The organism is Haladaptatus sp. CMSO5 (genome assembly GCF_036689885.1).
Lineage (GTDB): Archaea > Halobacteriota > Halobacteria > Halobacteriales > Halococcaceae > QDMS2.
This window is the reverse complement of record NZ_JBAHVW010000001.1, coordinates 1,757,859-1,773,275: the sequence shown is the minus strand read 5'-3', so window position 1 is coordinate 1,773,275 and position 15,417 is coordinate 1,757,859. Positions and strand designations below refer to the sequence as shown.

Genomic DNA, 15,417 nt, shown 5'->3' with positions numbered 1-15,417 from the left:
GACAACGTCCGCAAGCTGACGCCCTTCCGCGAAAAGTCATCTTATACGAAACAAAGTATAAGAGACGGACAGGTCAGGCTGTCGAGCTGTTCGAATAACTAAGCAGCCATTTTGCGCGCAGTTTCCACAACTGAGTCAGAAATTAGTACCCGAATCAGGGACGCTCCGCCCTCGCCTGTGGGTGAATATTCCGGTTCACCCGGAACACGTTGTCCGGGTCGTACGTTTGCTTGAGTTCGAGGAGTCGGTCGTAGTTTGCGCCGTAGGTTGCCCGAACGCGTTCCTCGCCGTCTTCTGCGGTTTGGAAGTTGATGTAGTTCCCGCCGGTCGAAAACGACTGGAGCCGGGTGCCTGCGTCTTTGACCCATTGTCGGAACTCGGCTGCGTTGGGGTTGTCCGGCTCCCACATCCCTGCTGCGCCGTAGACGAAGCGAACGTCCCGATTGCCGATTGCGCCGTCGTCGTCGGCTCGGTCGTTGATGGCTCCGCCGATGTGGGCGAGAACGAGTTGGCCGCCCGGAATCGGGCATTCTGCGGCCAGTTCGGCTACCGTTGCTTGGAACTCTGGGGTGAGTTCGGACGCGAACTCGGTTTTCCAGTAGTAGTGGTGCCCCGTTGGCTCGGTGTCGTCCAACGAGGATTGGAGCTGGGCGTACGGGAGCGGTTGGAGCATATCTACGACGGGGTCGCCCAATGCGCGAATCGGAGTGAGTGCGTCTTCGACCGTGTCGAGGTCGCCAGTGTAGCACACCGCGAATGCGCAGATTCGTTCGCCGTGTGCCTCTGGCGGGACGAAGGGCGCTGGCGGAGCGCGCATGAGTACCTGAAAGACGGTCAACTCAGGCGATGCCGTGGCGGTTAGCTCTCTGTAGGTGGCGAGGACTTCTTCCGCCCGTGCGGCCGGCCAGGCGATGAGTCCACCGTAGACGGTCGGGCCGACCTCGTGGAGCCGGTAGGTGAACGAGGTGACGATGCCGAAATTGTGTCCTGCGCCTCGAATCGCCCAGAACAGGTCCGCATTCTCCTCACTGTTTGCCCGACGAACCTGTCCATCGGCGGTGACGATTTCGACCTCGAGCAGGTTGTCGACGGCCCAGCCAAAGCGGCGGGTCAGGTAGCCAAAGCCACCCCCAAGCGTCAGGCCAGCAATCCCCGTCTTGGAGATGAATCCGAGCGGCGTGGCGAGGCCAAAGAGTTGCGTCTCTCTGTCGACATCGCCGAGCTTGCAGCCAGCCTGTGCCGTGACTTGCCGTCGGTCGGCGTCAACGATGACGCCACGCAGGTTCGACATGTCAATGGTCAAGCCGCCGTCTGCGAGTGCCGTCCCGCCGATGTTGTGGCCGCCGCCTTTCACCGAGACGAGAAGGTCGTTCTCGCGGGCGAAATTCACGGCGGCAACGACGTCTGCGGTGCCCGTCGGCTGGACGACGAGCGCGGGCGTTTTCTCGACCATGCCGTTCCAGATACGGATTGCATCGTCGAATCCTGGTTCCCCGGGCGCAAGTAGCGGGCCGCGTAGTTGCTGGCGGAACGATTCGACCGTCTCTGCTGGCAGGGTTATCGTCGACCCACTCCGTGTCACGAGCGTCGTTTGTGTCATGCTGACTCACCACAAACTACGCGCAGAGACGACTTCTAATTGCCTCGTGAAATATTTCACCTCGTGAAAGTTCGCGGGTAGCCGAGGTGACGAACAGTGTCGAAACGCAGGTTACCTCCACCAGGTTCCGACCCGCTAACTCGCTTCGATGTAGGTCTCGAACGCGGTTTCGTCGATTGGTGTTGCGTCCGCACGGACGCGTTCGTAAACGGAGAGTGCCCACTCTCTGGCCGCCGGTGCGTCGGTGTCGATGATGGCGACGAGTGCCCCCGTGGCGATATCGTGGCAGCAGATGCCCACGCGGTCGTCGACGATGCCGAGGCCACAGCGGTCGCCATCGGGAAGGTTGTCGTGGACGAGAACCGTACAGTTCTCGCTGGTTGCGACTTCTTGGACTCGTTCTGGATTCCACGCATACGTCCCTTCGAGCGCGGTTGGCGAGAAGACGTATTCGAGTTCCATACCGGAGAGAACGGCGTCACAGACCGCTTCGTTGTTTATCGACTTCTGGACAATCGTGTCGAAGCCGCGCATCCGACTCGTCCCCTGTATCAACTGCGTCAACCGTTCGACGGGTTCGTAGGGATAGCCGGGGCCGGGAACGGAGACCACCGCGTCGGCAAACAGGTCGACCGAAAACCCCTCCATCTCGCGGGGGAGCCACTGCCAGATGTCTCGGAGTTTGTGCTCGGTTTCCATCGCCGCACAAAGGCGCAGAAAACGGTCTGCGACGAACTCACCCAGCGGCGTCAGTTCGTAGGTGCGTCCCTCGCGGACAATCCACCGTCTGTGTTCGAAATCCGAGAGGATTCTCCCCATCGTCGGAGACGACGCGCCGGTCACCGCTCGGAGGTCGGCGCGGTCGTGCGGACTCGTTTCCAATGCTTCGAGCACACCGACTCGGTGCGCTGACCGAGCGAGAAACTCGATGTCGTCTATCGCAGAGTCCATAGTAACGATTGGTGAGGAATGCTAATAGAGATTCTCGGGCGGACGGTGAGAGTGGTTTTGTGAGGGGCCATCAGTTGGAGTTTTGGGTGTTCAGATGCACCACGTCACGCTCACAGCTCCTCGTGTGTGATTCGACGCGTGAGCGCTTCCGCACACGAGGAGTCAGTAGAGGTGCTCTGTCCCACCCAACTCAGTCCGGACGTTCTCGTAGATTTCGAATCGCGCACCCCCGTCTGAACCCGCCGTGACTGCAATGGCCCAGCCGTGTGCCTCGACAATCTGTTCGATGATGGCGAGTCCGAAGCCGGTTCCCGATTGGTTGGTCGTGAAGCCGGATTCGAAGACCCGAGCGCGGTCGGCTTCCGGGATGCCCGGGCCGGTGTCTTCGACGTAGAATCCCTGCTCGTCTACAAGCGAGCCAACACGAACGGTCACGTCAGGGCCACCGTGTTCGATGGCGTTTCGAAACAGGTTCTCGAACAGTTGGATGAGACGACTTTCGTCGGCTTCGATAACCTGGTCTGTCTCGACGGTGAGCGTCACGTCGCGGGTATCGACCGTCTCCCATGCCTCCGTAGCGACAGTAGCCACCAAGAGGTGTTGGGTCTCGCCGACTGCGTCACCCTGTTTGGCCAACGTGAGGACATCGTTGATGATGCGTTCCATCCGCGTCGTCGCACGGGAGATTGCCTCGAAATGCTCACTGTCGCCGGTTTCTTGGGCGATTTCGAGTCGTCCCTTGGCGACCGTCAGTGGATTTCGCAGGTCGTGGGAAACGACGTTGGCGAACTCGGCTAACCGGTCGTTCTGGCGTTTCAGTTCCTGTGCATGTTGCTCTCGTTCGGTCATGTCGCGTGAGGTGATGACGACGCCTCGGATGACCGGATGGTTGAGGAGGTTCTTCCCGTGGAGTTCGAGCGTTCGCCACGACCCGTCTGCGTGGCGAAATCGCGCCTCGGTTTGTGTGAGTCGCCCGAAATCCTCGATGCCGTCGACGAACTCCTCGACAATGTGGTCGAGGTCGTCGGGGTGAACGAGGTCGAACACCGTGTCCCCAACGACGGACTCGGGGTCGTACCCGAGGACGTGCTCGAACGCCTGACTCTGGAATCGGACGGTTCCGTCGGCTTCGATCACGGTGATGATGTCGGTCACGTTCTCGATGAGCAGCTCGAAGCGTTTTTCCGCCCGCATTCGATCGGTAACTTCTCTGAAAATCACGATTTTGCCGACTGGTTCCTGTGTGTCGTCGGCAATCGGCATGAGGCGAATGGTGAAGTAGCGATACTCACCGAGTTCGAAGGCAGTGTTAGAGTGCTGTTCGTCCTCACCGTCATATGCAGCGATGTGGGGATACACGTCACCCAAGATGTCGGAACCGTGGCAGCCGGTGAACGCAGCGTCGATAGAGAACAGGTCTTTTGCCGCGTCGTTCATCTCAGCGACACGCCCGTCCGTGTCGAGAATCACGATTGGGTCGGTAATCTGTTGGACGACCAAGTCGTGAGCAATGGGGACGATGTCGAACAACTGGTAGCGATACATCGAGATCGAAAGGACTACCACCGTCACCGCGAACGCGAGTGGCGTGGGGTTGATGCGAACCAAGTGGGCGAAATACGCCACATTTGCGAACAGTGGGGTCAGCGAGGCGACGAGAAAAACGGCGACGATACCGCGAAACTCGTCTGTTCCCTGAGAAAAGTGGTCGATGATAGCGAGGATTGCGATGAGCACTTGCGTGTACAGATATGCGAGCAAGAACCAGTGCCACGCGCCCATCTGTTGGGTCAAGACGACGAACGACCCGTTTGTATCGAGCGACTGTGAGGCGAACACGAGGTGGTGGCTCTCGTTCGTCCAGAGGAGTGCAAGTGTGAGGAGAGGGACGACCGTGAGCGCGGCGGTCGTTCGTCGCGTCACAAATCGCTGTCGCCCGGTGTAGAGGAGCGCGAACACCATCCACGCCCCCGGAACGATGACCGCACCAACGTACACCGCGAAGTTCCACAGGAGTTTCGCAGAGAGGGTGACCGAAGCGAGCTGGAGAATATACGCGAGTTGCCACTCAACGATGGCGGCCAAAAAGAGCACGAACGCGAATGCCGCTTTCTCAGACCGGTCACGCAGCGAAAATCCACCGATAATCGCGGTGAACAGCGCGATAAGGAGCAGCGGAATCGTGTAGGGTGTGTATTGCCACGGCATTTTTTCAAGCAGAACAAATATTCGCAACAGTCAGGTACACTAGTTGAATATTTTACTTAATCGACAGTCGTTGGCAGTATATTTAAAAATTAGTATTACCAAGTATACTGACTATCGGACGTTGTTAAATTTTGACGGCGAGGCGGGCAGGGGCGTTGCTCACCGCATTTTTACATGCGTGCGGAGGTCATGCTCTACTCCCGAGTGTGCGACTGTGGGTGAGGTACAGTTTACTCACGCGCGTACAACCTGCAAGTATGGACGACGCAAACGACTCAGTACACACCATCCTCCCAGACAGCGTCTGGAAGCGCCACGCGAACCCGTGGAGCGGGTGGACGCGGGCGGCGACGACCCCCGCCCTCGTGTACGCGCTCTATCAGCGAAACTGGCGGCTCGTGGCGGGGCTGGTCGTGTGGCTCATCATCAATCCAGCCGCGTTTCGCCCGCCGGAAACGACCGATGCGTGGATGACGCGCGGCGTGCTCGCAGAGCGTGCGTGGCTGGCGCAGGGCCACGGAACGGTGGGACTATCGTGGCCCAACGTCCTCAATCTCCTCAACGTGCCAGCGACGGCCTATTTGGGGTGGGCGACGCTCCGGCGGCGGCCAGTTCACGCCGTCCTCGCAACCGCGCTGGTGATGGCGTTCAAACTCGCGTGGATGGCACAAATCATCGACTTGACGGGCATTGCGCCCGGCGAACCGTTCCCCGACGAGTAACGCGGTTCAGTCGTCCGCCACCGCATCCGGGCGATACGTCCGGCTGATGGCCTTCCACTTCCCGGTCGTAAAGCGATAATAGTTGATGACGGCCGGAACCACCGTCTCCCCGAAGAAGGCGAGGTAGATGCCATAAATCCCGAGCGCCGTCGTCCCGCCAAGGTAGATGAGCGGGATGGAGAACCCAAACATCCCGATGACGAAGCTGTAAAACGGCCAGCGCGTGTCACCAGTCGAGTCGAGCGCGCCCGAGATACTGCTCGTGACACCTTGGAAGACGACGGCGATGGCGGAGACGTACACCATGTCCACCGCGATTTTTACGGCGGGGTCTGTCGGGGAGTCAACGAACAGCGTCACGATAGGGCGAGCAAATGCGATGACGACGGCGGCGGCGACGATGTACGTCGCAACCGAGAAGCGGACGATTTCTCTCCCATAGGCTTCCGCGCCGTCTTCGTCGTCTCGGCCGAGTTCCTGCCCGACGAGACTGCTCGCGGCGAGGCCAAAGCCCCAGCCGGGCGTGTTGATGAGTCCCCAAATCCGTCGGGTGATGATGTAGGCAGCGACGACCGTCGCGCCGAACAGATCGAGGAAGGCGAGGGTGGGAAAGCGCGCAACCGTCCAGACGGAGTTGCGGCCAACGACGGGAAGCCCGATGCTCACCACGTCGCGCATGGTCTCCCAATCGACAAACGAACCAGTTGGTGAGACGGTGACGGGCAGGTGGCCAACGCCGGGCAAACGCCCCCGCGAGAGGCCAATGACGAAGGCACCGGTGACGAGAACGTTCGAGAGGACGGTGCCGAGCGCCGCGCCGACGACGCCCATCCCAAGGCCGAAGATGAGCACGGCGTTGAGCGCGATGTTCATGACCGCACCCGTCGCACGCAACACCATCGGCGTCCACGCGTCGTCAGCACCGATGAGCGCGCGACTGGCGATGAGGTTGAGCGCGCCAAACGGCACGCCAAAGGCGAGGATTCGGAGGTAGTCTGCGCCGTAGCGAATCACCGTTTCGTCGGAACTCAGTAGCGAGATGAGTTCGACGGGGAACAGATAGAACACCGCAGCGACGGGGAGCGTGATGGCGACGACGAGCGCGGCGCTCGATCGGATGGCTTGGCCGAGTTGGTCGAAGCGCTCTGCGCCGTATCGCTGGGAGACGAGCGCGATGGTGCCAGCGGCGAGGCCGCCGCCGATGCTGAACACGAGTCCCCAGTAGGGACTGGCGAAGCCAACCCCGGCGATGCCGACGCGGCCGAGCGCGACGCCGACCATCGCCACGTCAGCGGCGCTTTTCGACATGCGGGCGAGACCAGTGACGATGCGCGGCCACGCGAGGTCGGCTGTGTGGCGCGCACGCTGCTCGGTGATGAGTCCGAGCCGAGAGAGGGCGAGACCAATACTGAGAAGGAGGGCACTCAGCGGATTCGGAACGCGGACCACTACGAGCGGGTTCGAGAGGCACGCAGAAAGGGGTTCTGAACGCGGACAGCGACGCCTTCTTTTTCTTGCCGCCACGCCTACGGCTGGTGTGCACACGATTTCGGCCACCCTGTTCGATTTAGATGGCACGCTCTGTCGGAACGACCAAGACACAGCCGCCATCTACGCGAGTGCGTTCGAAGTCGCTGGGGTCGCGCCCTTTGGCGAGCCAGCCGACCTCTGGGAGGCGCTCTCCGGCCCGCCGGACCCGAACGACGAGGTCGGGTATCTCGCGGCAGGGTACGACGTGGTGGCAGCGAAATACGGGCGGCAAGCGGTCGATACCACGGCGCTCGCCCGCGGCTTCGCCCAGACGGTCGATTGGAGCGCCGTGTCGTTCCAGCCCGGCGCGAAACAGGCGCTCGCCGACGCCACCGCCCACGGACAGGTCGGCCTCGTGACCAACGGGCCGTCGCGGCGACAGGCGGTGAAAGTCGAGGCACTCGGCCTCACAGACGCCTTCGACGTTATCGTGTACGCGGGCGATATGCCCCGCCGAAAGCCCCACCGCGACCCGTTCGACCGGGCGCTCGCTGCCCTCGACGTGCCCCCAGACGCGGCGCTCCACGTCGGTGATTCGCTCGAATACGACGTGGTGGGAGCACAGCGAGCGGGCTTGCTCGCCGCGTGGTATCCCCACACAGAAACGGCCGACTCGACGGGGTACGACCCCGATTACATCCTTCATCGACTCGACAGCCTCGACGCGATTCTTGCGGACGTGGGGCGGTGACGGCGGTGCACCTTTCGTTTCGCGGCCTGAACACCCAGTGATGGATGCCGTCCGAGCCATTGTCGCCCGAGAGTTCCCCGACCGCGAGGTCGCGTCGGTAACCCCCACAACGCGTGGGAATCAGAAGGAGACGGCAGTCGTCAGGTTCACCGATGGCGCGACGGTCGTCGTCCAACACACCGACGACTCAGACGCGCTCGCCACCGAGTCGATGCTCGCACAGCGGGTTCGGGCTGAAACGTCGGTTCCGGTGCCTCGACAACTGGCACAGGGAACCCTCGACGCACGCGCGTACGTCGTGGTCGAGCACGCAGACGGCGCAGACCTCCACGAACGGTTCACCGGCTTTGCTGTGGCACGCCAACAGAGCCTCGCCGCAGCGTTCGGGCGGTATCTCGCAGAAGTCCACGAGGTGTGTTCGTTCGACGCGTTTGGCGACGTGGTGTGGGACAGTGAGACGGCCGACTTTCGCGTCACCGGACTCGACAACTGGGCGTCGTGGTTCCGTGTGTATGCGCTCGCGGGTGTTGATACCCTGCCCGCTGCGTTCGACGATTTCCGCGAGCGACTGCGAGACGTGTTTGTGCATGCAGCGATACCCGAGTCTCCAGCGTCGTGTCTCTATCCGTGGGACTTCCGCCCGGGAAACGCGCTGGTCCAAGACGGGACGGTCACCGCCCTCATCGACTGGGGCGACCCACTCGCTGGTGCGCCGGGACTCTCGGTTGCGAAGGCAGAACACCTCGTCTGTGGCTGGTACGTCGAGTCGAGTGAGCCACTCCGGGTGGCGTTCAGGCGGGGGTATGAAACGGTGCGACCGTATCCCGCAGTGGACGCTGCGTACCGACTCGCGGCAATCGTCCACTCGGTGGTCGATTCGCACGGAGACGTGACGCGCCCTGGCTTCCCGGAGCGAACCGGTGTGGACGCCGTTTCGTTTCATCGGGCGAGACTTGCGGCGGTGCTCTCCGAGTGAGGACTACCCCCTCGCCCCGTGTGTTTCGAGAAATCCCGACCAGTTAGGGAATGTCCGTATGTGCTGTTTCTGCGTACAACTGAGTAGTGGGCGTTGGCGCTGGCTGGTTCCGGCCAAGCGCCAGCTGCCCTCCAACACACCAATCCATACATCCACCTGACACAAATTCCGCGCCGTGACCCACTGGGATGCTCGTTGGTGTGGGACAAAAGGGCACAAATCAACAGACTGTGCCACGATGCACCCTCCAAAGGGACTACCACGCCCCAATTGTTTAGGGGCAGGGAGTATCTGTTTGGTCGATGTAATACCACGAGTTGAGATGGATACGAAGGAACAATCCGAAGATACTCCATTGCAGGCGTTACTGGTGCGTCTGCGTGACGTTCTTGGGATTGGCGCAGACGACACTGACGGAAGTATAGCGGCGAGTGAGTTGGATGGGACCGAAGGGGGGGAATCCGGGGCCGAAAAATCCGCAACACAGGAGTTCATCGATTACACCTATGAACACTCGAAAGCGGATTTTGTCGTGAAAACCGGAATGACGCCAGAAGAGATGGTGCTCGAAATGGTCAACGAAAACGACGGGCGAATGCGGCAGAAAGAACTCGCAAGTCTCGTTGGCTGGTCTGATGCGACCGTGAGTCGGTTGCTCCAAGACATGGAAGACGAAAAATCGCTCAACCGATTTCGTCTGGGCCGCGAGAAAATCATCTGCGAACCAACCCTTGCACCAACCGGCTTCGACGAGCCGATGACGGCTCAGTCGCCGGGAAAGCTGAGCGAAGAAGAGAACAAGATTCAGTCTGACTGACTGGTGTTAATCAGCAGTGGGGCTGACTTCGAAGAGGGTCGTGAAGATTTTTCGTTGCGCTCTGCGCAGGTGTTCGTGGAACGTTGCTGGTGACACGTCGATCGAGGCAGCGACGTCCGTCCCAGCGCTCTCGCGTGGCCAGTCGAAAAAGCCCGCGTAGTACGCGGACTTGAGCGCGGTGCGCTGGCGCTCGGTGAGCTGACCAATCAAGCTCTCTGCGAGTTCCTCTGGCATCGCAACCTTGCGGTCGATGGTGTTTCTCGACACGAGTTCAAGGCCAGGGTAGCGCTCACAAAGCGCGTCGCTCACCTGCCGCAGGTCAACGGACGCAGGCAGTTCGGCTTCGATTTCGACGCTGTCGTGGGTGAATGTAATCGAGTGGAGGCGACCACCGTAGGTCGCAAGTGTCGAACTCGCCGTTGGCTCGTCGGTCACCACCTCAAAGCGCGTCACGTCGGTCGAGGCGTTTATCTCCCGGATATCGGTGACCCACGGCACGTCTTCGAGCGCGTCTTTGTACACCGCTGGGGACATCTCACGGACCGAATGGTACTTCAACACCGTCCCGTCGTTGAGCGGGACGACGCGGTCTACGGTCACCACACCCATTTCCCCATCGAGCGCTTGGAGCGCGTCCGGGAGGTCGTTCGTTCGGAAGGTGACTTCAGTGATGCGGTCTGCCATCAGTGCTTCCTTGCGTTCGATGGCGTTGATGGCGTGGCCAATCACGTCGCCAACCTGCGAGAGAATGCGTTGTTCGTTTTCGCCAAATGCATCGCTGCGCGCAGAATAGATGGTCAGCACACCGTAGGAGATGTTCTGGTAGGTGAGCGGAATGGCGGCCACCGACCGGTAGCCACGCTCGCGCGCGTCGTCGTGCCACGGCTCGTACTCGTCGTTTTCGAGAACGTTCGTGATGAACACGGGTTCTTGCTCGCGCAGGGCACGGCCGGTCGGGCCGCAACCGGTTTCGCTCTCGTCTGCAGTGATGGTGACGCCTTCTAAATAGTCAGTGACGCCTGCTTCCGCGATGGATTCGAGACTCGTTCCGTCGTCTGCGACCGACCCGAGCCATGCGAACTCATAGAGGTCTGCGGTGCCAAAGCGCTCGCAGACGAGCCGCTCTATGTCCGTGCGGGCGTTCGATTCGACGAGCGCATGGGTGATTTCGCGGACGACCTCGTTTAGGTCGTTCAGCATCTCGATTTGTTCCTCCCACGCCCGGCGGTCGGTGATGTCTCTGACCACGCCCGCCCGACCGTCTGACCCGGTGTCGTACGGATACGGGCCAAACCGTGCCTCGGCCGGAACCGAGGTGCCGTCTTTTCTCTGGAAGTCAAGTTCGATGGTGGCCTGCTCTCGGTCGCCACCGCGCATCTCTGCGGCCATGTTTTGAACGCGCTCTTGAATTGTGTCGTTGTGGACGAGCGTGGCGTGGTTCCCGAGAAGTTCTTCGCGGTCGTAGCCCGTCATTTCACAGTAGGCGTCGTTGACCATCACGAAGTTGTCGTCCGGGTCAAGGGCGTAAACGCCATCCCAGATGGTTTCGACGATGGTCTCATAGCGCTCTAGCTCACGTTCACGAACAGCCCGAGAGATGGCGGTGGCGAGGATATTTGCGATGCTCTGGACGAACGAAACGTCTTGCTCGGTGAACTCGCGGGTGGCAGTGCTGTGTGCGCCAAACACGCCCCACGGGTTCTCGTAGTCACCGATGATGACGCTGATGCCGCTCTGTACGCCGTGGTCTTCGAGGAGCGGTGGAGCCGTAAATCGCGTCTCCGTCTCGAAGTCTTCAACGACGACGGGCCCTTCTGAAAACAGGGTATATCCGGCCTGTGAGGCCATGTCCGTCTTCACGCTTGCTTCGCCAACGAGGCCGTCGTTCCAGCCAACGCCGGCTCTGAGTCGCAACTCGCCGTCGTCTGCGTTGAGGTCGAGGACTTTGGTAAACTCGACGCCGAGCCCATCGGCTACGAGTTTGGTCGCCACCCGAAACAGTTCCTCAGTGTCGCGACTTTGCAGCGCCCGCTGGCCGAAATCTGCGATTGCGCGCTGTTGGCGCACCCGGCGTTCGAGGGTTTGGACGTGTGTGTTGCGCTCTTCGAAGTTTCTGACAACACCGACCGTTCCCGTGAACGACTCGTCGTCGGTTGGGAGCGCGGCAAAGCGCGTCTCTGCAGTGATTTTCTTACCGTCCGCGCGTTGTAAGTTGATTTCGACGGTGCCCGTCTCGCGGTCGCCGGTTTGCAGTTCTCGCCGAAGTTTCTCGCCCGTTTTGACGATGTCCTCGTCTACGACAGTCGAAATGTGCTTGCCGATGAGGTCTTCGCGGTCGTAGCCGACCATCGAGGCGTAGCCGTCGTTTACCATCTCGAACTCGTAGTCCTCGTTTGCGACGTACACGCCGTCGTGGATGGTCTCAAGGACAGTCTTGTAGCGTTCGAGGTCCTCTTCTTGCGTGTCGCTTGCAGGCGACTCGGTCGAGTCAGCAGCGTTCGAGTCGGGCTGGTCGGTCGTTGGGTTGACGATGACCAACACCGTCTCTGACATGGGGTCACCGGACAGCGATTGGAGGTGGAGGTCGCACTCGACGGCCCCGCCGGTTGCGCTCGAGAGGGTAGTCGAGACGCTTTGGGTCGACGGGTCACCGGCGTCGAGCTGGCTGTATATCGACTGGAACGATACTGCGGAGTCGTTGAGCAACTGCGTGAACGCAGTTCCGACGACAGCTTGCTCTTCGCGGCCGACTAACTCACAGAACCGCTCGTTTGCGGTTGTGATGAGTCCGGCACCATCGAGCGTGATGGAACCAACATCCGTCACTTCGACAACTGTTTCAAAGGCGTGCAGCGCCTCATCGCAGTCGTCAGTCAACGGGGTGTGGAGGTCGTCCCCGCTGGAAGCACGAGTCATCTCAAAGGCGCTTACGAGTCCCCTCAGATAAGTGCAATGGCCACAAGTTGAACATATGTGTTTTCGGAGATGAGTTGTGTACGTCCAACTATTTAGCTAATTTTGAAAGAATATGAGGGTGAAACGGCCTTTATTAGTTTTTTATTTCTGATTTTGAGGTGAATTTGTCCGTGGCAGGCGGGCGAAATATGCCAGCAATTCACACTAGCGAGCGTGTCACAGGCCGTCGACGTCCCAAATCGAACGCGCTAGCATCTGAGGCGGCCGAGATAACATATTTTATTAATTCGCAGTGCAAACCTAATAACAGAATGAGTGGATTTACGCGCCGGTCGGTACTCCAGTGTGGGGGCGCGCTCGCAGTGAGTGCATTCGCTGGGTGTGTAGCGGACGGTCCGAGTGACACAGCCGGTGAGCAACTGGCGACAGCATCGTTTTTCGTGCTCGCTGATTTCGCCACCAACATCGTCGAAGATGGCGCTGCAATCGACAACCTCGTGCCGATTGGGCAACACGGCCACGGCTGGGAACCGGGGCCGAGTATCCAAACCTCGATTCTCGACGCTGCGGCGTTCATCTACATGGGCGAAGGCTTCCAGCCGTGGGCGGACAACGTCGTCGCAAATCTCGAACGCGATGCGCCCGAAATCGTCGTCATTGAGGCGCGACACGGCATCTCGCTTCTCGATGCGGGTGGTCACGAATCCGACGAAGACGACCACGACGAGACAGGGAACGATCCCCACTTCTGGCTCGACCCACAACGCGCCGCGCAAGCGGTCGATACCATCGCTTCGGGGCTTTCCATTGCGGATTCAGCGCAGGCAGAAACCTACCGGCAGGGTGCGACTGCCTACGCAGCCACACTCGCGGAACTCGACACCGAAATCGAAGCGGCGCTCGCGACGCGCACGCGCGACACCGTCCTCGTCGCCGGCCACGACGCCTTTCAGTATCTCGCAGCCCGCTACGATTTCGAGGTACACGCGCTCTCGTCGCTCTCACCGGACACAGAACCAACGCCACAAGACGTGCGCGAAGCCCAAGCAGTCATCGCCGAACACGGTATCGAGCACGTCCTCGCGCCGGTGTTCGAATCAGACCGCGCTGCCCAACAACTGGTCGAGGAGACGGACGCAAAAGACGTGCTTCCCATCACCTCGATTCCGACGACGACGGCCGACTGGGACGCACAGGGCTGGGGGTATGTCGACATCATGCGCGAGGTGAACCTCCCGACGCTTCGTGAGGCGCTCGGCGCATGACGGCCATCATCGCCGTCGAGAACGTCTCGTTTGGCTATGGAGCGCGTCCCGTCGTCGAAGACGTGTCGCTCACGGTCGAAGCCGGGGAGTTTCTCGGACTCGTCGGGCCGAACGGCTCTGGCAAGAGCACGCTTTTGAAACTCATGTTGGGGCTGCTCGCTCCCGACTCGGGGCGCATCACGCTGTTCGGTGAACCCGCGGCGGAATTCAGCCACGGTGAGCGCATCGGCTACGTCGCCCAAGACGTGACCAGCGCGACAAAGGAGATGCCGATTACCGTCCGCGAGGTGGTCACGATGGGGCGCTACCCGCGGATTGGCTTTGGCCGACTCACCGCGCGCGACCGCGGAATCGTAAACGAAGCCATGGAGACGGTGGACATCGCCCACCTCGAAGCGCGGCGACTCACCCACCTCTCTGGCGGGCAGCGCCAGCGCGTGTTCATCGCCCGCGCGCTCGCCGCGGAAGCCGACCTGCTCGCGCTCGACGAGCCTGCAGTCGGCGTGGACGCAGAATCCCGCGAGGCGTTCTACGACCTGCTCAAGCAGCTCAACGGCGACGGCCTCACGATTATCCTCATTGAACACGACATCGGCGTCGTCACCGAACACGCGACGAACATCGCCTGCATCAACCGCCGACTGTTCTTCCACGGTGAGCCTGCGGGCTTCACCGCGAGCGACGCGCTCGCAGAGGCGTACGGCGCGAACCAGCGCGTCCTCCACCACGACCACGCACATCCAGACCACGACCACGCACATCCAGACCACGACCCCAACCACAATGAGACGGGTGACCAGCCATGACCCTCCGCACCCTCGTCGTACTCTCGGTTGCAACTGACCTGCTCAACTGGGCGCTCGACGGCGTTGGCGAGGGAATGTGCGCGCTCACCGACCCGTTCGGCATCGAGATGCTCTGTCTTCCGTTCATGCAGCGGGCGTTCATCGCGGGCGTCGCAATCGGCGTCGTCGCGCCGCTCATCGGGTCGTTTCTTGTCCATCGCCAACTCTCGCTCATCGGTGAAACCCTTGCACACACCGCGTTTGCGGGGGTCGCCATTGGCCTGTTTCTCAGTTCGACGCTCGCCATCGCCATCTCGCCGTACCTGACTGCGCTCGTCGTCGCGGTGATTGCGGCGTTGCTCATCCAAATCATCTCCGAGTACACCGACGCCTACGGCGACGTGTCCATGGCCATCGTGTTAGCCGGGGGTTTCGCCCTCGGGACGGTCATCATCACCGCAACCGGCGGCATCGCGGTGAGCATCAATCAGTATCTGTTCGGGAGTCTCTCGACGGTCACCCGCGAGAGCACGGGCATGCTCGTGGCGCTGAGTTTCGTCGTCTGCGCCGTCATCGCGCTCACCTACCGCCACCTGCTGTTCATCACGTTCGACGAGACGGCCGCGCGGGTAGCCAGTCTTAACGTGCGTGGCTACAATCGCCTGCTCGTGGTGCTCACCGCGGTCGTCGTCGTCGCGGCGATGCAACTCATGGGCGTGATTCTCGTCGCCGCGATGCTCGTCGTCCCGGTCGCAACCGCCGCACAAGTCGCCCGCAGCTTCAAGCAGTCGGTCTGGTATTCGATTCTCGCAGCCGAGTTTGCGGTGGTCGTCGGCATCACCCTTTCGTACGTTTACGACCTCGCCACGGGCGGGGTCATCGTGCTCGTCGCAATCGCGGTGTACGCAGGCGCGGTCGTCGTCGGAAAACTCAGTGCGTCACGACGGCACGCGTAG

Annotated in this window: 12 protein-coding genes; 7 read left to right on the top strand and 5 right to left on the bottom strand. The window is 61.0% G+C overall.

Annotated features, from left to right (window positions below; translation table 11 throughout):
- Positions 1-154: 154 nt before the first annotated feature.
- From V5N12_RS09380 to V5N12_RS09370, 3 genes are all read right to left on the bottom strand, one after another.
- Positions 155-1,600 (bottom strand): FAD-binding oxidoreductase, encoded by a 1,446-nt coding sequence (locus V5N12_RS09380; RefSeq protein ID WP_332898901.1) that lies wholly within the window; start codon positions 1,598-1,600, stop codon positions 155-157.
- Positions 1,601-1,735: 135 nt separating this feature from the next.
- On the bottom strand, positions 1,736-2,551 hold the full coding sequence (locus V5N12_RS09375; protein WP_332898900.1) for a helix-turn-helix transcriptional regulator: 816 nt from the start codon (positions 2,549-2,551) through the stop codon (positions 1,736-1,738).
- Between the two features lie 162 nt (positions 2,552-2,713).
- Positions 2,714-4,759 carry a histidine kinase N-terminal 7TM domain-containing protein gene (locus V5N12_RS09370; protein ID WP_332898899.1) on the bottom strand — a complete coding sequence of 682 codons (2,046 nt, stop codon included), beginning with the start codon at positions 4,757-4,759 and terminating at the stop codon, positions 2,714-2,716.
- 257 nt (positions 4,760-5,016) lie between these two features.
- On the opposite strand from V5N12_RS09370, the gene V5N12_RS09365 reads away from it, so the two are divergent.
- A complete protein-coding gene (locus V5N12_RS09365) occupies positions 5,017-5,481 on the top strand; it encodes a DUF6653 family protein (protein WP_332898898.1) in 465 nt (154 codons plus the stop codon).
- 6 nt (positions 5,482-5,487) lie between these two features.
- Here the strand turns inward: V5N12_RS09365 and V5N12_RS09360 are convergent, their stop codons facing one another.
- The gene (locus V5N12_RS09360; protein ID WP_332898897.1) at positions 5,488-6,930 is read right to left on the bottom strand and encodes an MATE family efflux transporter; all 1,443 of its coding nucleotides are present in this window, start codon (positions 6,928-6,930) and stop codon (positions 5,488-5,490) included.
- 88 nt (positions 6,931-7,018) lie between these two features.
- Between V5N12_RS09360 and V5N12_RS09355 the strand changes: the two genes are divergently transcribed.
- The 3 genes from V5N12_RS09355 (at position 7,019) to V5N12_RS09345 (ending at position 9,495) form a co-directional block, all read left to right on the top strand.
- Positions 7,019-7,702 carry an HAD family hydrolase gene (locus V5N12_RS09355; protein WP_332898896.1) on the top strand — a complete coding sequence of 228 codons (684 nt, stop codon included), beginning with the start codon at positions 7,019-7,021 and terminating at the stop codon, positions 7,700-7,702.
- Between the two features lie 40 nt (positions 7,703-7,742).
- Positions 7,743-8,678, top strand: coding sequence for a phosphotransferase family protein (locus V5N12_RS09350; RefSeq protein WP_332898895.1), 936 nt, complete (start codon positions 7,743-7,745; stop codon positions 8,676-8,678).
- Between the two features lie 322 nt (positions 8,679-9,000).
- Positions 9,001-9,495, top strand: a complete 495-nt coding sequence (locus V5N12_RS09345) for a helix-turn-helix transcriptional regulator (RefSeq protein ID WP_332898894.1) — start codon at positions 9,001-9,003, stop codon at positions 9,493-9,495.
- A 6-nt stretch (positions 9,496-9,501) separates the two neighbouring features.
- On the opposite strand, the gene V5N12_RS09340 is transcribed toward V5N12_RS09345, so the two are convergent.
- On the bottom strand, positions 9,502-12,411 hold the full coding sequence (locus V5N12_RS09340) for a PAS domain S-box protein (RefSeq protein WP_332898893.1): 2,910 nt from the start codon (positions 12,409-12,411) through the stop codon (positions 9,502-9,504).
- A 311-nt stretch (positions 12,412-12,722) separates the two neighbouring features.
- Here V5N12_RS09340 and V5N12_RS09335 point away from each other — a divergent pair, with 311 nt between their 5' ends.
- Genes V5N12_RS09335 through V5N12_RS09325 form a run of 3 tightly spaced genes read left to right on the top strand, consistent with a single transcriptional unit; the run spans position 12,723 to position 15,417 of the window.
- Complete coding sequence (locus V5N12_RS09335; protein ID WP_332898892.1) at positions 12,723-13,676, top strand: metal ABC transporter substrate-binding protein; 954 nt, start codon at positions 12,723-12,725, stop codon at positions 13,674-13,676.
- A complete protein-coding gene (locus tag V5N12_RS09330; RefSeq protein ID WP_332898891.1) occupies positions 13,673-14,482 on the top strand; it encodes a metal ABC transporter ATP-binding protein in 810 nt (269 codons plus the stop codon). Before V5N12_RS09335 ends, V5N12_RS09330 begins: the two co-directional genes overlap by 4 nt.
- Positions 14,479-15,417 (top strand): metal ABC transporter permease, encoded by a 939-nt coding sequence (locus V5N12_RS09325; RefSeq protein ID WP_442904936.1) that lies wholly within the window; start codon positions 14,479-14,481, stop codon positions 15,415-15,417. The genes V5N12_RS09330 and V5N12_RS09325 overlap by 4 nt, the downstream gene beginning before the upstream one ends.